Genomic DNA, 17,855 nt, shown 5'->3' with positions numbered 1-17,855 from the left:
TAGACCACAATCAGCAGTACGTTTATTCGCGGGCTGCTGTTTTTTTTCTTTGTAGTGAGAACTATTATCCTTTTGGAACATCCTGCGTTCTGATCCGTATAATATAAGTTGAGCGAGATAAGTTGAACGAAGAAATTCACAAGGAGGATACACAAGGGTATGAACATCGCATTTTTTTTGCTACCCAAACAAGAGGTTACGTGCGTGACGTCGGATTCTACGCTGCGGCAAACGTTGGAACGGATGGAATATCATCGTTTTACGGCGGTACCCATTTTGAATAAAGAGGGCAAATATATTGGTACGGTTACCGAAGGCGACTTACTGTGGTATATGAAGAATGCTGAGGGAAAGATTTCATTTGAAAACGCTTCAAAATTCTTGCTCAAAGACGTTCCACTTCGCTTGGATATTAAACCCGTATCCATTGACGCCAACATGGAGGACCTGATTAATCTGGCTAAAGTTCAGAACTTTGTTCCTGTGGTCGATGATATGGATCGGTTCATTGGTATTGTCAGACGGAGTCAGATTATTGAGTACTGCGAGGGTATTGTAGCCAAAGAATCGATCAAGGCTAAGTAAGGCTGTTACGAATTTAAACATTATTGTGTCATTAGGGATAATCACAGCCGTCCGGTATCATGTTAAACTTAAGAAGTCCTGAACCAAGGGCGCATTCGAAGTTTTTTACAAATATATAGGTCGATAGGATGTACGGAGGACTCCGCATAAGTACCTGACATCAGTTCCGGAGAACTTCTCCGCTTTTTGGGGTAATTTTGCGGGCCCTCTTTTTATGCTATAATCGAGAATAAAGCTTTTTCGGGGAGAGTGACTTTCGCCAAATGCCTAAAGAACTGGATGTAGCCAAACGCGCTAAAGTGATTGAATGGCTGAAAACCGAAGTGCTTGATCAGGTATCCCGATTATTCAAGGCGTTATGGGAAGGCAGTACAACTCGAATCGGGGACAGTCTTGCCAGTTTGATTATGAGTAGTTACATATTGGGCCGCAGGCTCGGTATTCCTTTCAAGGATCTGGATGCACTGCTAGTTGAGAAGTTGAAAAAGCATAAACAGGAAGGTCACCAGCTTGAAGACTGGTACCAGGATATTTCCTCGCTAGAAGATCATATGCGTAAGAGGTGAATTTGTTGAAATTTAGCTTTAAATCAGCTGTTTGGAGCGCAGTTTATCTGCTCTTGCTACTTTCGCTGTTAACTCCTTTATCGGTACTTGCCATATTTTTTATGATGATTCCGGGAGTTATTTTGTATGCTTCATTATCTTTAAAATCATTTATATGGCATCTCGTGCCCGTAGCCGTTATTTTGGTCGTATTCCACCCCATCTATCTGTTACTATTACTCATCTTTACCCTGCCTGCGATCGTTATGGGTCACGCGTATAAAACACGCAAATCGGCCCTGTTCGCGCTGATGGCGGGAAGTGGCATGATGTTGGCAGAATACTTGTTGTTGCTCTTGGTCGGCAGTGTCATTTTCCAATTCGACCTGTCCAGTTATATTGAAGATGTGGTCAAATTGACTATTGAACCGTTAACCAATACATCGAATCAGATGATCAACGGGTTTGCATGGACACCTGAGATGACCGAGGATGTTGCCAAACAAACACAGCTTATGATTCCGTTTGCTCTCGTTGTTACATCGATGGTAATGGCCTTTATTACACACGCCATTGCTCGTCCGATTCTGAACGTGATGGGTGTGGTGGTATCCAAACTTCCACCAGCGAGAGAATGGCGTATGCCGCGTGCGTTGATCTGGTATTATTTCCTCGCATTGTTGATTGAAGTGATCTCCAGACAAAGTGATGGAACATACTGGACCATGATTGCCATGAATCTGTCCCCGTTAATTAATCTGGGCTTCATGATTCAAGCGATCGGTTTCTTCTTCTTTCTCTCACATACAAAGAAATGGAATCCGGTTATACCATATTTTCTGGCGGCTGCGGTCTTCTTCATTGGTCCGCTTCGGATTATCGGAATTATCGATCTGGCGTTCCCGCTTCGTGAGGCAATATCGAAATCAAAACGATAGGGTGATGAGTCATGCCTAAATTTCTGAAGAAACGCTGGCACGGCTACTATACCGTATGGGCGTTCATACTGCTGCTGTTGCTCGTTATGTTCGTTACCATTTATAACTGGACGCTTGGTTTGATTAGTCTGATACTGGCTTCGGCGCTGGGAATCGTCATGATTAAGGCGGAGCTCGCGTTCCGCCGTGAGCTTAACGACTACATTAATGGCCTATCTATTCGGATCAAACGGATGGAGGGGGAAGCGGTCAGCATGCTTCCATTCGGAATTGTGCTGTACAGCGAAGATCGTACGGTAGAGTGGCATAACCGCTTTGTCGCGGAGATGTTCCAGGAGAAGACAATGGTGGGTAATCCGCTACTTAATTTGTTTCCCAAACTTCCTCAGCCTAAAGAGAAGAAGGATGGGACGAAGGAACATACATCCAAGGAGTTCCATGACGAATTCCAGTTGGATGATCGGCATTATGGAGTTATTCATAACCCGCAGGAGCGGTATGTATATGTATACGAGATTACGGAGCTAGCCATTCTTCGTGATAAATATGAAAATGAACGCCTTGCATTGGGAATTCTCGTTCTGGATAATCTGGACGAGGCTGCCCAGGGCATGGACGACCAGCAGCGTACAGCACTGATTGCCCGTGTGACTAGCGAGATTACATCATGGGCCAAGCAATATGAAGTGTACCTGCGTCGGCTGTCTTCTGATCGTTATCTGTTGATGCTGAATCATAAGTCTTTGCAGGAACTGGAGCAGAGCCGATTTGTCATTTTGGATGAAGTTCGGGAGATGACGGCTGACCTCAAAGTGCCAATGACACTCAGTGTCGGACTGGCGTTTGGATCAGATAGCATCAGCGAGATGGGAGAACTGGCACAATCCAGTCTGGACATGGCACTTGGACGCGGTGGAGACCAGGCTGCTGTGAAGTCCGGACAACGCCTGTCATTCTATGGCGGCAAGTCCAATGCAGTAGAGAAACGGACACGGGTAAGAGCACGTGTTATTGCGCACGCGCTGCGTGATCTGATGCAGGAGAGCGATCGGGTGCTCATCATGGGGCACAAAATTCCGGATATGGACGCGATCGGCGCATCCATCGGCGTATGGAAAGCGGCCAGTCTGTACAATGTGGAAGCCCGAATTGTTCTGGATGGGATTAATCCATCGATTGAACGCATGATGGAGCAAGTGAACAAGGATGAGAAGTTATCCAAGGCATTTGTATCACCGGAACAGGCAACTCAGATGATGACCGAGCACACGTTGTTGGTGGTAGTGGATACGCATAAGGCCTCCATGACCATGGAGCCGAAACTGGTGCAGTCTGCTACCCGTGTCGTAGTTGTGGATCACCATCGCCGGGGTGAAGAGTTCATCAATGACGCAGTGTTGATCTATCTGGAACCTTATGCGTCTTCTGCTGCCGAACTGGTAACCGAACTCTTGCAATACATTCATGACAAGGTACAGTTCACTCCGCTCGAAGCTACGGCTCTACTTGCCGGAATTACGATGGATACGAAGCACTTTGCATTGCACACGGGGTCCAGAACGTTCGAAGCTGCAGGCTTCCTGCGTCGTAGCGGTGCGGACACCATTATGGTCCAGCGGTTGATGAAAGAGGATCTGTCAGAATATATTGCTAAGGCAGAAATCATAAAGCATGCTAAAATGGTATATGGAAACATTGCGCTGGCGGTCACGGACCCTGGCAGCAAGATTTCACAGATGATGATTGCCCAGGTGGCGGACACATTGCTGAACATGACTGACGTAGCTGCTTCATTTGTTATTAGCGAGCGCCCGGATGGATTGATTGGCATCAGCGCTAGATCGCTGGGACGCATGAATGTTCAGGTTGTTATGGAACGACTGGGCGGTGGTGGGCATTTGACGAATGCTGCCGTGCAGCTTGAAGGAACGCTTGGAGAGGCAGAAAAACGGCTGACGAACGTACTGGCTGAAATCGAAAAGGAAGAGGGGCTGTTCGAATGAAAGTCATTTTTATAAAAGATATGAAGGGTCAAGGCAAGAAAGGGCAAGTGAAAGAAGTATCTGAGGGTTACGCACAGAACTTCCTATTGCCACGGGGAATCGCACGTCTGGCAACGGACGGGAACATGAAGACACTGGATAACCAGAAGGCGGCTGAAGAAAGACTCAAACAGGAAGAGAAAGCGGAAGCGGAAGCACTTGCGAAGAAGCTGGAAGCAGAAGTGACTGAACTGAAAGCCAAGTCCGGCGAAGGTGGTCGTCTGTTTGGCGCAATTACCAGCAAACAGATCGCGGAAGCTTTGTCTAAAAAGGGTCTGAAAGTAGACAAACGCAAAATTGAGCTGGACGAGCCTATTCGTACACTCGGCGTAACACAAGTAACTGTCAAGGTTCACCCTGAAGTGAAGGCAACCTTGAAGGTACAGGTAACGGAAGAGTAAGATGGGCGGAGAAATGTTATTCGACCGGATTCCCCCGCAGAACCTGGAAGCCGAACAGGCCGTGCTGGGTGCAATCCTGTTGCAGGGCGAGGCCCTGATTACAGCGATGGAACGGGTGCAAACCGAGGATTTCTATGATAAGCCCCATCAATTAATCTTTGAAGCGATGATCCAGCTTGGCGAGGGAAATCAACCGATTGACCTCGTGACACTGACTTCGCTTCTGAAGGATAAAGGTGAGCTGGAGGACATCGGGGGCGTTAGTTATCTGGCTAAGCTAGCCCATGGTGTACCTACAGCCGCGAACGTAGACTATTACGCTCAGATTATCGAAGAGAAATCGATGCTGCGTCGCCTGATTCGTACGGCAACACAGATTGTGAGCGAAGGATATACAGGCGGCGAAGATGTTGCAGCGATGCTTGGAGAAGCTGAACGTCGCATTCTGGAGATCTCCAACCGACGCTCCAGTAGTGGTTTTATAGCCATTCAGGACGTACTGATGGAAGTATTCGATCGTGTGGAAACACTTCATCAGAATAAGGGTACAACGACAGGTATTCCGTCCGGGTTCATCGATCTGGACAAAATGACTGCCGGATTCCAGCGCAGTGACTTGATCATTGTAGCGGCCCGTCCTTCCGTAGGTAAGACGGCCTTCGCCCTGAATATCGCTCAGAACGTTGCCATTCGGGCACAGGAGACGGTAGCCATCTTCAGTCTGGAGATGTCAGCTGCCCAGCTGGTGCAACGTATGATCTGTGCGGAAGCCAACCTGGATGCCAGCGTGATGCGTATGGGTGACTTCAAGGGTGATGAAGACTGGCAAAAGCTGACGATGGGTATTGCAGCTTTGTCAGAAGCCAACATCTTCATAGATGATACGCCAGGGATTACCGTAGCGGATATTCGTGCCAAATGCCGTCGTCTGAAGAAAGAGAAAGGCCTTGGCATGATCCTGATCGACTATCTTCAACTGATTAGTGGACGTGGTAAAGCAGGGGAGAACCGTCAACAAGAGGTATCCGAGATCTCACGTACACTGAAACAGATTGGCCGGGAACTGGAAGTTCCGGTTATTGCCTTGTCCCAGCTGAGCCGGGGTGTAGAGCAACGTCAGGACAAACGTCCGATGATGAGTGACTTACGGGAATCGGGTTCGATCGAGCAAGATGCCGACATCGTAGCGTTCCTGTACCGGGATGACTACTATAACCAGGAGACCGAGAAGAAAAATATTATCGAGATCATTATCGCTAAACAGCGTAACGGTCCGGTAGGTACGGTGGAACTGGTCTTCCTGAAAAACTTTAATAAATTCGTCAATTACGAGAGGGCACACAATGACGCCTTCGCGATGTAACGGGCAGATGCTGACAGCTTCGATCAGGAAGCAAATCCGTCTGTCCCGAAGATCAACCATTAGAGCAACTGAACTCAAACATGTCTTATAATTACCAGATATAGATTCACATTGAAATGGTTATCCTTGAACCGGTGATAGCAGTCAAGCAAGATTGGACTGAAGTCTCCGGTTTTTTGTGTTGAAATTACGGGTAAATCCCGAACATTACAGTTGTACTATATCTAATTGTTCGCCATTTGATTTGACTTTGAAAAAGGGTACTGGTACACTAATACTGCTGCGTTAAAGCAGCGAAAACCTTCCCTTGAATGTAATGGAAGGACATTTTTACTGTCCGTTAGCACGCTTCTCAGTCGGTTTATTGCGTAACATGCCTGCCGGGATAGAGGACGGACAGACCAATACAAAGGTGCGCAAGGCACCCACGGAGGAATGTTAACTATGTCAACGGTAGTTGTAGTGGGAACGCAATGGGGAGACGAAGGAAAAGGTAAAATCACGGATTATTTGGCGGAGAGCGCTGATGTGGTGGCTCGTTATCAAGGTGGTAACAATGCGGGTCATACAATTCTGATTGATAACAAAAAATATAAACTGACGATGATTCCATCAGGGATTTTCTACACGGATAAAGCGTGTGTTATTGGTAACGGAATGGTTATCAACCCGAAGGCACTCATCGAAGAAATTAATTATATTCATGACAATGATTTTACAACGAAGAACCTGTCCATCAGTGAGCGTGCACATATCATCCTGCCATATCACATGGTATTGGATGCACTGGAAGAAGAGAGCAAAGGTCCGAACAAAATTGGTACGACTGGCAAAGGAATTGGCCCATGTTACATGGACAAATCAGCTCGTATTGGTATTCGGATGGTTGACCTGATGGATGCTGAAGATTTCGAACTGAAACTGCGTCATCTGGTCAAAGAAAAGAACCGTGTCATCGAGCAAGTCTACGGCGGCCAGCCTGTTGATGTTGAGGAGATTCTGCAAGATTACCTCGGATATGCCGAAATTCTTCGTCCTTACGTACGTGATACATCCGTTGTTCTGAACGAATATATTGATGAGGACAAAAAAGTATTGTTTGAAGGCGCACAAGGCGTTATGTTGGACCTTGATCAAGGAACTTATCCATTTGTTACATCATCCAATCCGTCCGCAGGTGGCGTATGTATCGGTTCTGGCGTAGGCCCGGCTCGTATCCAGCAAGTCATTGGGGTAGCGAAAGCTTACACAACCCGTGTAGGAGATGGCCCATTCCCTACGGAATTGCATGATGCAATCGGTGACCAAATCCGTGAGACTGGACATGAGTACGGTACGGTAACTGGACGTCCACGTCGTGTAGGTTGGTTCGATAGTGTTGTTGTTCGCCACGCGCGTCGTGTCAGTGGAATCACGGGTCTGTCCCTGAACTCTCTGGACGTAATGACAGGTCTGGAAACCGTAAAAATCTGCACGGGATACAAATTCCGCGGCGAGGTCATCACACACTATCCGGCAAGCCTCAAAATGCTGGCAGAATGTGAAGCGGTATACGAAGAGATGCCAGGCTGGAGCGAAGATATCACTGGAGCTAAGAAACTTGAAGACCTGCCAGTGAACACACAGAATTATGTAAAACGTGTTTCCGAGCTGACAGGCATTCCAATTGCCATCTTCTCCGTTGGTCGTAACCGTGAGCAAACGAATCAAGTTCTTCCAATCTACGAGTAATCGAAGAAATAGAGAGATTGTTTCTTGAATTATAAAATAGGATCCTCTGCCGACTTAGGCATGTTAAGCCTCCAGTTGTTGCTTTTATAGCGATGACTGGAGGTTTTTTGTATGTTTTTCGGATATAATCCCGAGATTTCCGTCAATACTGGTTAACAGTAGAGTCACAGACCCGGATATGTGCATGTTAGACGGGTGGGATAATTGGAGGGAGAGAACGGAATGAAGTTGCTTGTGTGGTTTGTCAAAATCGTGCTAACCGTGTTGCTGGTCAGTTCACTGACACTGCTCACGACCGGATTAATTGTACAGTCATATGCGAAGTCGCTACTCGCGAGTTTCAATATTCAGTGGGAAGGTCAACCCATGGGGTTAACCGCCATGTTCCAAGGTGCCTTGGGCGGTAAAACCAGCGAGGGGAATAAATCGGGAAATGGGACGACAGATCAGCCGACAGGAGCGGACGAAGAGCAGGTTCCGGAAGATGCAGTTTCAGTTATGGGGAACGGGACAGAGAGCGGTCAATCTGGCGTAGATGCGGGCAACAATGCGTCCCAAGGGAGCGGCTCAAACGAGGGCACAGGGGAAGGTTCAGGTACAGATACGACTGTAGGATCAAACTCAGGCACAAGTGCAGGCAATGGGACGGATACGGGCACGGGTAATGACTCAGGAACAGATCAGGGTAGTGGTTCAGCTTCAGGCAATGGAACCGGAGCGGCCAGCGGCGGTGCTTCTTCAGGCAATGATGCCATTGTTGTATCACCGGATGACATTACAGGAGCGAAGGACAAGCTGCCAGCAGAGGAGAAAGAAAAAATCTTCAGCCTGCTCATGAACAAGCTGCCACAGAAAGAAATGCAGCAGATCTCAGGTGCCATGGAAGGTGGCCTAACGGAACAGGAATTACGTGAGATTGAACAGGTGATTTCGAAGTACCTGACCAGTGAAGAGTACGACAACCTGATGGAAGTACTGCAAACAGAATAAGATTGGAAGGTAAAGCAGGCGTGCTCATAGACGGGTATCGCCTGATTCATAATGTAATGGACTTGTCGATGGTGATTGAATATAATCTATTTAAATAAATACTGGAAATGCCTGTAGGAGGGAAAAGTGTATGAACTATAAAGGTAAAGAACACAACATATAAAAACGTTCAGGCAACAATGTAGAAACCTCCAGTCCAATTCGTGGACCTCCGTTCATGGGTGCATTCAAGAGAACCAATGGACTTGTGTTTATGAATACACTAATTGGAGGTTGTATTGACCATGAACTTATATCATTCTAATTCAGAACCATCAGTAAAAAAGTTTGCCGAGGCGGCGAAAGAGCGATACGAGCAAGGGTTGCAAGAGGCGGATCAGCCGTTTAGTGGCTGGGATTTTAGCTATGTAACAGGGAGTGAGCGACTTCAGAGTGGAATGTTGCCCTGGTCCTATGGAACGATGGCTCGTCGATTGTTGAATCAGACAGATCGAATGCTCGACATGGGAACTGGTGGAGGAGAAATGCTGTCTAGACTTCGCCCCCTTCCTCCATACACATGTGCAACTGAAGGCTATCTCCCCAATATACCGATTGCAGAGGAACGTTTGCAGCCGCTCGGTGTGAAGGTACTCCCGGTGACTGATGATTCGCAACTTCCTTTCACAGATGAGGAATTCGATCTGATTCTTAATCGGCATGAGTCGTATGATGAGCAGGAAGTTAGGAGGATTCTATCCGCAGGAGGACTGTTTCTGACTCAACAGGTAGGTTGGTCAGATTGCAGGGAGATCAATGATCGGCTCGGCATTCCTATGCCAGCGGATTACGCTGGATGGGAACTGGATCGTGCTGTTCTTCAGCTGGAGCAGTGTGGATTCCGTATTCTGGAGCAACGTGAAGCAACCCCTGCACAACGCTTCTATGATATAGGCGCACTGGTATATTATCTAAAGACCATCCCGTGGCAAGTACCTGATTTCAAGGTGGAACGGTTCCGTGAGACATTAATGGATATTCATATGGAGATGGAGCAAAATGGATTCTGGGAAGTTCAGCAGAAGCGATTTGTAATTCTTGCAGTCAAAGAATAGTGACATGAAAGTTAATTTCTATTGTGGCATGAGATGAAATCCAGTTTAAGATAAACGACAAACAGGTTGTTTACGTAATCCCTTATCAGAGTTGATCTGGTGAGGGATTTTATTTGTATTTTTATGAAAAATAAAGCATATTTCACTGGGTCTTAGAACCTAGTCTTAATTTGCGAACAAAAGTACATAGTACAGCCGATGTTGAGGCATAATGGGTGATGGACCAGTTGTGCCACCTTATGGATAATTCAGGGAAACCAAGCGGGGCGTGGCTTTGAGGTGTGACGTGTAGAGTTGAAATGAGTGTAAAACCTGTGTTAAAGTATACGGGTGTGATAAAATGTTAAAATTTTGACACTTTTACGAGCGCAGTTAAAGTCCTGATTTTGCGGACACCCAATACAATTATCAACGAGCATGGGACAGACACGATGGGTGATGTCTTGACAGAAATGCGAACTGAGAAGTGCTGAAAAGGAGAGAATCATGAAAGGTTTCAGAGGCATACGCCAACCGGGCAAAGACCGGGTACACGAACAATCCGGGGAACACCGGACGGCCGAAGACAAAAACAACATGAGCATGTCCACCTTCAGTGTGAATAAGAAGCGCGTTCTGGCCTCGCGCAAATGGATCATTACAGCAGCATGTGGTGTATTCATCGCAGCATCGCTCGGGTTCGCAGGCAAACAATATGTTACTGCAAACACCGTACCGTACTATAAAGTAATGGTTAAAGGTAGCGAAATTGGTACCATTGCAGATGAGGCACAATTACAACAACTATTTACAGACAAAACTGAGGAATATCAAAATAAATATCCGGATGCAGAGATGGTGCTGAACACGGATGGCATCACAACCGAAACGGTAAGAGCGTACAAACCTGAAGTGAACAGTGACGAAACGCTGGACAAACTGGGTCACATGCTGACAGCCTACGCTAAAGGTGTGGAGCTTAAGGTAGACGGTGAAGTCATTGGTATTGTGAAGGATCAGGCAACAGCGGATGCAATCCTGGAACAAGTGCAGAGCAAATACATATCGGCATCGGCTGTGCGAAGTTCGCTTAAGACGAAGTCGGTATCGGCTAATTCCTCGAAGAAAAACGAAGGACCAAGTACAACCCTGAAGTCGGTAGGCATCAAGGAAGATGTAGCGACAGATGTGGTGAAGGCTGATCCAAACAAAATATGGGATGTGTCCGAGGCGGTTAAAGCATTAACCGTTGGTAAAGACGCGCCTGTAACTTATGTGGTTCATGAAGGAGATACAATCTCTTCGATTGCTGCCAAGTATGAAATTACACAAAGCGAGATTCGCCAGCATAACCCGGGCATCAAGGAAACATCGCTTCAAATCGGTGACGAACTGACCTTGACCGTTCCGAAACCAGCGGTAACCGTTAAATCAGTTGAGCAGGTTGTTGAACAGATTGAGATTAAACCGCAAGTGGAAGTACGCAAAAGTGCTGAGTTGAAAGCGGGTATCACAAAAGTTGTGCGCCCAGGACAAAGTGGATTGAAAAGCATGCAGTACCGTATAACCAAAGAAAATGGTGAAGTCGTTCAGGAAGAGTGGCTTGGTCAGGAAGTGATTAAAGCGGCTGTAACTGAAGTGGTCCTTAGCGGAACAAAAGTTGTTGGTGAGGGCACAGGTGAATTTGCTTGGCCGGTATCCAATGCAACGATGAGCAGCAGCTTTGGCCAACGTTGGGGTCGCCAGCACAAAGGTGTCGATCTGGTAGGTAACCGCGATGTGAAAGCGTCTGATGAGGGTGTAATTACTTTTGCAGGACAGAAAAGCGGTTATGGTAATGTCATCATTATTAACCACCGTAACGGATACGAAACACTGTATGGACATCTGAACAGCATTGGCGTTAAGGTTGGACAAGTGGTTGAAAAAGGCGAGAGTATTGGCGTTATGGGTAACACGGGTCGTTCGACTGGAACACATCTGCATTTTGAGATTATTAAGAATGGAACGGTAGAAAATCCGTTAACGTATCTGAACTAATATAGAGCTTAAGTAGGCAAGGTTGGCAATGATGCTGGCCTTGTTTTTTACTGCTGTAAAAAATTTTCAAATGAAAGACCTTACAAGCCTCGGATCGGGATGTGACGGTGCTTCAGGTATGTTAAACTAGAGAGTATATACAACAAACTAGAGAAACCAATCAAGCAGGCTTGGTACAAGCTAAACATAGAAGAGAGATATAAACGCTAACGCGGATTAAGCAGGATATAGGGGTGAACTTAGCCGATGCAGGGGAAGATTTTGGTGGTGGACGATGAACAGCCCATCGCGGACATTCTGAAGTTTAATTTGGAAAAAGAAGGGTACGAGGTCATCTGTGCATTTGATGGCATTCGTGCGGTTGAACTGGCGTTATCCGAGAAACCGGATCTGATGCTGCTGGATCTGATGCTCCCGGGCAAGGATGGTATGGATGTATGTCGTGAGGTGCGCGCTCATCTGGAGATGCCGATCATCATGCTTACCGCCAAGGATGGCGAGATCGACAAGGTGCTCGGGTTGGAATTGGGTGCGGATGATTACGTGACCAAGCCGTTCAGTACGCGTGAGTTGCTTGCACGGGTGAAGGCACAGATGCGTAGACGGCAAAAGCTCGCGATTACGGCAGAAGCGCCGGAAGATGAGGAAAAGCAGGTCATGAGGCTATTTGATCTGGCGTTTGATATGGACATGTACACGGCTTACAAAGGTGGGGAACCACTCGATCTGACCCACCGTGAGTACGAACTTCTCTACTATATGGCGAAGCACTCTGGCAAGGTTATGACACGGGAACATCTGCTGCAAGCGGTGTGGGGATATGAATATTTCGGCGATGTACGTACTGTGGATGTCACGATCCGTCGTCTGCGTGAAAAGATTGAGGAGAATCCAAGCAAACCGGAAACGATTCTGACACGCCGCGGGCTCGGTTATCTCGTGCGCAGTGCCAAAAGCGTGGGGATATAATGGGCCGATTCGCGCGATTCTCGTTCTTCCGAACGATTCAGGCGAAATTGATCATTATCTATGTACTGCTGATTCTGATTGCGATGCAATTGATCGGGGTTTATTTTGTGAGCGCGATGAAGAACTCACTAACGAGTAACTTTACGGAAGACTTGCAGGCGCGTGCGGAAATGCTATCAGTTCTCGTGGGGGAGACGATGGCGGGTGGAGAAGCAGAAGCTGGCGAGGACAAAACGGAAAATCTGCGTGTGCTGGTGAACAACCTGTTCAACATTAACGGTGCCGAGATTCAGGTGCTGGATGCCAGCGGCAAAGTTCTGACAACCTCGCTAAGTTCACATTCGGATTATGTGGGGCGCAAAAATACCCAGACCGTTGTCAGCCGTGCGCTGCAAGGCATTCGGGACAATGAGGAATATATCGTGGACGAGGATAATGTTCGCAAAAAAGTCGTCGCCAAGCCGGTGCTGTCCGGCGGCAAGATCATTGGCGCGGTCTACATCGCGGCATCCATGAACGAGCTGTATTCCACGATGGAGGGAATCAACAAAATCTTTATCTCCGGCATTCTGATTGCCTTGGTGTTAACGGCGGTACTTGGCGTGATCTTGTCCCATACGATAACGCAGCCGATTAAGGAAGTGACTCGGAGAGCGACAGCGGTCGCAGAAGGTAACTTTGATCAGCAGACACCTGTATTTGGCACGGATGAGATTGGTCAGCTCAGTCGGGCTTTTAACTATATGACCAGCAGGCTTCGGGATGCACTTTCACTGAATGAAGAGGAGAAGGAGAAGTTGACTTCCATTCTGACGAATATGAGTGATGGTGTGGTGGCTACGGATGAGTATGGTAAAGTCATTCTCGTAAACCGTCGTGCCAGCAGCATTCTGGGTATGCATCCTGCGGATATTGAAGGAAGACACTTCGCCATATTACTCGGCATTGATCCGGAGGATGCGGAAGCCCTCGCGAGTGGTTTCACAGGTTCAACTTTGCTGCAGATTGCACCCGCTGGACAAGAAGAGCCCGTGGTCATTCGGATGACGTTCACACCAGTTCATCGGCGTGAACGGGGGATCACGGGAACGATTGCCGTACTTCAGGATGTTACCGAGCAGGAAGAGCTTGAGGCATCCCGGCGTGAATTCGTGGCCAATGTATCCCATGAACTGCGTACACCACTGACTACGATTAAGAGTTACGCGGAAGCACTGGATGACGGTGCACTGGAAGATCCGCAGCTTGCCGGTCGTTTTGTTGGTGTTATTCAGAACGAGACGGAGCGAATGATACGACTGGTTACGGATCTGCTGCATTTATCGCGGCTTGATTCCAAAGAGGCTTTGCTGCGGAAACAACCAACCGACATTCTGGAAATGTTGGAGGAAGTGACGGATCGCTTCTCATTTCAGATGCATCAGAAGGATATTCAGCCTGTACTATCTGTGGAGAATGATATTCCGGCTGTTCCACTGGATCGTGACCAGATTGATCAGGTGCTCGATAATGTCGTGTCCAACGCGCTGAAATATACATTGGAAGGTGGCACCATTACGATTGCGGCTAGACGCAGTGAAGAACACACACTTGCCATCTCGGTATCGGATACCGGAATGGGTATCCCACAGCGTGATCTGGATCGCATTTTTGAGCGGTTTTATCGGGTGGACAAGGCTCGTTCCCGCAGTATGGGAGGCACAGGGCTAGGACTGTCCATTGCCCGGGAAATTGTGAAGGCACATGATGGTAGCATTTCTCTGGAATCTGAAGTAGATGTGGGAACGACAGTAACGTTCACACTGCCGATGCGTGAGAAAGGGGGTGAGCACCGTGAAGGAACGGATTAAATCCTTGGTGCTTGCTGCCCTTGTTGTAGCCAGTCTGGTTCAGAGTTATTTTCTGATCTACCGTTTGCCCGGAGGCGGGGATTCCATCGTGACGTCAGAGACGAACTATGTGAAGACGGAAAATATGGGTCAGGAACGCAATATTGAAGAATTGATTTTCCCCGATCAGATGATTATTCATCTGGGCCAGGATAAACATACGGTGTTTTACCCTGGCAATACGTTCTATCAGTTGATCTATTCAAGGTTGCAGGGGCGGGCGTTCGATGATTTTCAGCGCCGCAGTGTGCAATCGGTGAACTGGGATCAGATTCGCAAGGAGAACCCTGGGTTTGAGCTATCGTTCAAAGAAGGTATTCCAGTAGCATTGTTACAGCGAGTGATGAGGCTTGGGACGGATTCCTTATTCCAGGGGGAGACCATAAACCGAATCTCGATCTATACGTCCAAAAATGAAACGAAGGCCCATGCGCTGTTCTTCAGCGCCAAGGGAGACGTGGTATACGAAGCAACGCAGGCGGACCTGACAGTACAAGACGTGCAGCAGCATGTTGACTTCGGTACGAACTGGACGCCATACACGTTGATGGAAGGCGGGTATTATATCCCGGCGGAATCGTTGGAGACGATTGAGGCGGATGTGCCAACAGGCCAGTTCACGGTTGAGCAGATGCAGCGCAGTCTGTTCTTCGATCCAAGCATGACCCGGAATATCCGGGAAAAAGATGGATCGGAGATCTACACGGACAGTAAACGTAGTCTGCAGGTAAAACAGGAACAGCGCTGGATCAGTTACACCGATCCGGCGGCACCGCCTGCGGGACAGATTGATCCCGCGAAGGACGCGCTGTCTGCGGTTGATTTTGTGAATCAGCATGGTGGCTGGAAAGGCCGGTCGCGCATGATGCTGGAGACCGCCGACAGCAAGACACGGCTTGAATTCCAGCAGTATTACGGCAGTTATCCGATTATGGATTCCATGCAGTTCCGCTTTGGCACGATCAGCATGGAGATGCAGCAGGAGACGGTATCCAGCTATGAACGATCGCTGGAATACCTGAACGAAGGTGCAGAGACGAAGAAATCGGTAAAGTTGCCTGGCGGAGAAAAGCTGAAGGCTCTTATTAAAAAGGTAGCAGGTGAGAATCGTCAGGTTGTGGACGTATACCCGGCTTATCGTCCTTCTTCGATTGAGGACGGACTAAAGCTGATTCCGGTATGGGTGATCCGCTTTGGCAATGGTGAAGAGACCACCGTATCTTGATGGGTTGTAGTCATTGAACTAAAGAGTAGCTGTACTTTATCACTACGCGTGCAGCATAACCTTCCGATCACTGTTACCCCCAGATTTCTTGAATTCCCTTTTAACAAGGGAGAAATCTGGTGGTAGCGTATGCTTTCGAAGTAGCTTTCTTTCAGAAAGCTTTTAGGCGAACGCTCCGCTTCTTCAGGTTATTTCTGCCCTCTCCGTTGTCGTATAGCTTTAAGTTCAAAGGCTAGTAAACGGCTAGTTTCGGTGGAAGGGTAGGTAATTTGAGAAAGTATTTCAGCCAGTTAACTGAAGGAGGTGGATGTTTTGGATTGGGGACGGGCAAAAAATGTGTTGATCTATGCCTTTCTGCTGCTTAATCTGGTGCTGGGATACCAGATCTGGATGGATGCACGAGAGACGGCCGGAGCCAATCTGGACTTCACCTCACTGGCAGATAATACACAGCAGGCAATGGAAGAGAAGGGCATTCAGGTGCTGGCTCCGATTCCAAATGAAACGCCGAAGCTGCCAAAGTTGTCCTATGAGTTCATCGAAGAGGACAAGGCCGGCGTTGATATGGAACTGGAACAGCCTGTAGATAGCAAGCTGATCTTCTCGCAGAGTGAGCTGGAAGATGCATTAGAGCGTGAGATTCCACAGATCGGGACATACCGGCTGGATCAGCTGATGGCCGAGGATGGGGCTTTTGTGCTTCACCCACTGGTGGATGGCAAATGGCCGCTCTTCAATGTGAGTCTGGAGCTATTCTACAGCGACCAGAAAATAAAGGGTTATCGTCAGACTCCGGTGCGGATTACGACCGCAGAGGAGAGCGATCAGCAGGTGCTTCCGGCGTCGAAGGCGCTGGGAACGCTGATCGAGAACTTTTTGCCAAATGATGCAATTGTCAAAGATATTCAGCTGGGCTATTACGGCCAGTTGTTCAATTCAGATATACAGGTAGCGATGCCGGCATGGCGGTTCGTGCTGGAAAGTGGCGAAGTGTTGTACGTGCAGGGCATCAGTGGGGATGTATTCAGTCCCAAGACAGACAAATCAGGGGAGTAATGCGTTATGGGGATATATTTTACCGTGTTATCCAGCGGTTCGACAGGTAATGCCACGGTCATACAGCATGGGGGGACTTCTCTCATGATTGATGCGGGTCTTAGTGCGAAGCGATTGGATGCACTGTTTCAGGAAAGGGAGATTTCTGGGGCAGAACTGGACGGGATTCTGGTTACACATGAACATTCCGATCACATTAAAGGACTAGGCGCGATGTCTCGGAAATATAATTTACCAATCTACGCGAATCTGAATACGTGGGCGGCACTGGAGAAGTCGGTTGGGGCGATTCCAGAGGAAAACCGGAGGGTATTTGAGACGGGTGAAAAGCATGATTTTGGGTCACTGCGCGTGGAATCCTTCGGGATATCGCATGATGCAGCTGAGCCGGTAGGTTATACGTTCGATGATGGTACGGAGAAGCTGTCTGTTGCAACAGATCTTGGGTACATGAGCGACAAGGTTCGCGATGCCATCTCTGATTCTGACGTGCTGGTGCTGGAGGCGAATCATGATGTCGAATTGCTGCGTATGGGGCGTTATCCGTGGAACACCAAGCGCCGGATTTTGAGCGACATTGGGCATTTGTCGAACGAAGCGGCAGGGGCAGCGCTTAGTGAACTGATGAACGGACGCATCAAGCGCACGTATCTGGCACATCTTAGCCGAGATCATAATATGATGGACTTGGCGAAAATGTCGGTGCGTGACGCGATGGAGAGCCGTGGATGTTTTTATCGGGATCATGAGTTCAAACTCTGTGATACGTATTACGACCGTCCTACGCCATGGGATAGGGTGGGTGAGCCATAAAGCTGTCCAGTTCGGCGGCTTTGCGCTCAACTTCCTCGCGGGTCAGGATGCCTTTATCAATAAGCAGTTCAATGATGGTACTGAGTGCAAGAGTGTTGCGATAGTGTTCTTCCTTGAGATCGGCCAGCTTGGCCGCCATATGAACTTCATCCATGGCTGTGAGTGTACGCGTGCGATCCATATATATCCTCCTCT

Annotated in this window: 16 protein-coding genes; 15 read left to right on the top strand and 1 reads right to left on the bottom strand. The window is 48.0% G+C overall.

Features of this window, described 5'->3' with window-relative positions; genetic code table 11:
- The first annotated feature begins 159 nt into the window (after positions 1–159).
- From FE296_RS12290 to FE296_RS12220, 15 genes are all read left to right on the top strand, one after another.
- Positions 160–585 carry a CBS domain-containing protein gene (locus FE296_RS12290; protein WP_091035263.1) on the top strand — a complete coding sequence of 142 codons (426 nt, stop codon included), beginning with the start codon at positions 160–162 and terminating at the stop codon, positions 583–585.
- A gap of 263 nt (positions 586–848) precedes the next feature.
- Entirely contained in the window at positions 849–1,151 is a 303-nt protein-coding gene (locus FE296_RS12285; protein WP_036611930.1) for a MazG-like family protein, read from the top strand.
- A 5-nt stretch (positions 1,152–1,156) separates the two neighbouring features.
- On the top strand, positions 1,157–2,068 hold the full coding sequence (locus FE296_RS12280; RefSeq protein ID WP_036612044.1) for a DUF2232 domain-containing protein: 912 nt from the start codon (positions 1,157–1,159) through the stop codon (positions 2,066–2,068).
- Positions 2,069–2,079: 11 nt separating this feature from the next.
- A complete protein-coding gene (locus FE296_RS12275) occupies positions 2,080–4,071 on the top strand; it encodes a DHH family phosphoesterase (RefSeq protein WP_124118689.1) in 1,992 nt (663 codons plus the stop codon).
- Complete coding sequence (gene rplI, locus FE296_RS12270; protein ID WP_036611925.1) at positions 4,068–4,511, top strand: 50S ribosomal protein L9; 444 nt, start codon at positions 4,068–4,070, stop codon at positions 4,509–4,511. The genes FE296_RS12275 and rplI overlap by 4 nt, the downstream gene beginning before the upstream one ends.
- 1 nt (position 4,512) lies before the next feature.
- Positions 4,513–5,874 (top strand): replicative DNA helicase, encoded by a 1,362-nt coding sequence (dnaB, locus tag FE296_RS12265; protein WP_036611922.1) that lies wholly within the window; start codon positions 4,513–4,515, stop codon positions 5,872–5,874.
- A 444-nt stretch (positions 5,875–6,318) separates the two neighbouring features.
- A complete protein-coding gene (locus FE296_RS12260) occupies positions 6,319–7,605 on the top strand; it encodes an adenylosuccinate synthase (RefSeq protein WP_091012210.1) in 1,287 nt (428 codons plus the stop codon).
- Positions 7,606–7,827: 222 nt separating this feature from the next.
- Entirely contained in the window at positions 7,828–8,595 is a 768-nt protein-coding gene (locus tag FE296_RS12255; protein ID WP_150365082.1) for a hypothetical protein, read from the top strand.
- Positions 8,596–8,879: 284 nt separating this feature from the next.
- Positions 8,880–9,689: a class I SAM-dependent methyltransferase gene (locus tag FE296_RS12250; protein ID WP_223868856.1), complete on the top strand. Its 810-nt coding sequence runs from the start codon at positions 8,880–8,882 to the stop codon at positions 9,687–9,689.
- A gap of 486 nt (positions 9,690–10,175) precedes the next feature.
- Positions 10,176–11,708 carry a peptidoglycan DD-metalloendopeptidase family protein gene (locus tag FE296_RS12245; protein ID WP_150365081.1) on the top strand — a complete coding sequence of 511 codons (1,533 nt, stop codon included), beginning with the start codon at positions 10,176–10,178 and terminating at the stop codon, positions 11,706–11,708.
- A 246-nt stretch (positions 11,709–11,954) separates the two neighbouring features.
- Positions 11,955–12,677: a response regulator YycF gene (yycF, locus tag FE296_RS12240; RefSeq protein WP_074092884.1), complete on the top strand. Its 723-nt coding sequence runs from the start codon at positions 11,955–11,957 to the stop codon at positions 12,675–12,677.
- Positions 12,677–14,527, top strand: a complete 1,851-nt coding sequence (gene walK / locus FE296_RS12235) for a cell wall metabolism sensor histidine kinase WalK (RefSeq protein ID WP_150365080.1) — start codon at positions 12,677–12,679, stop codon at positions 14,525–14,527. Before yycF ends, walK begins: the two co-directional genes overlap by 1 nt.
- Positions 14,511–15,791, top strand: a complete 1,281-nt coding sequence (locus FE296_RS12230; protein WP_150365079.1) for a YycH family regulatory protein — start codon at positions 14,511–14,513, stop codon at positions 15,789–15,791. Before walK ends, FE296_RS12230 begins: the two co-directional genes overlap by 17 nt.
- 312 nt (positions 15,792–16,103) lie before the next feature.
- Entirely contained in the window at positions 16,104–16,847 is a 744-nt protein-coding gene (gene yycI, locus FE296_RS12225) for a two-component system regulatory protein YycI (protein WP_124118685.1), read from the top strand.
- 6 nt (positions 16,848–16,853) lie between these two features.
- Entirely contained in the window at positions 16,854–17,660 is an 807-nt protein-coding gene (locus tag FE296_RS12220) for an MBL fold metallo-hydrolase (RefSeq protein ID WP_036671861.1), read from the top strand.
- On the opposite strand, the gene FE296_RS12215 is transcribed toward FE296_RS12220, so the two are convergent.
- Positions 17,629–17,841 (bottom strand): hypothetical protein, encoded by a 213-nt coding sequence (locus FE296_RS12215; protein WP_036611899.1) that lies wholly within the window; start codon positions 17,839–17,841, stop codon positions 17,629–17,631. The genes FE296_RS12220 and FE296_RS12215 overlap by 32 nt on opposite strands.
- Positions 17,842–17,855 lie beyond the last annotated feature (14 nt).

It is taken from the genome of Paenibacillus sp. UASWS1643, assembly GCF_008693195.1.
Classification (GTDB): Bacteria; Bacillota; Bacilli; order Paenibacillales; family Paenibacillaceae; genus Paenibacillus; species Paenibacillus amylolyticus_B.
This window is presented reverse-complemented; position numbering and strand designations above follow the sequence as displayed.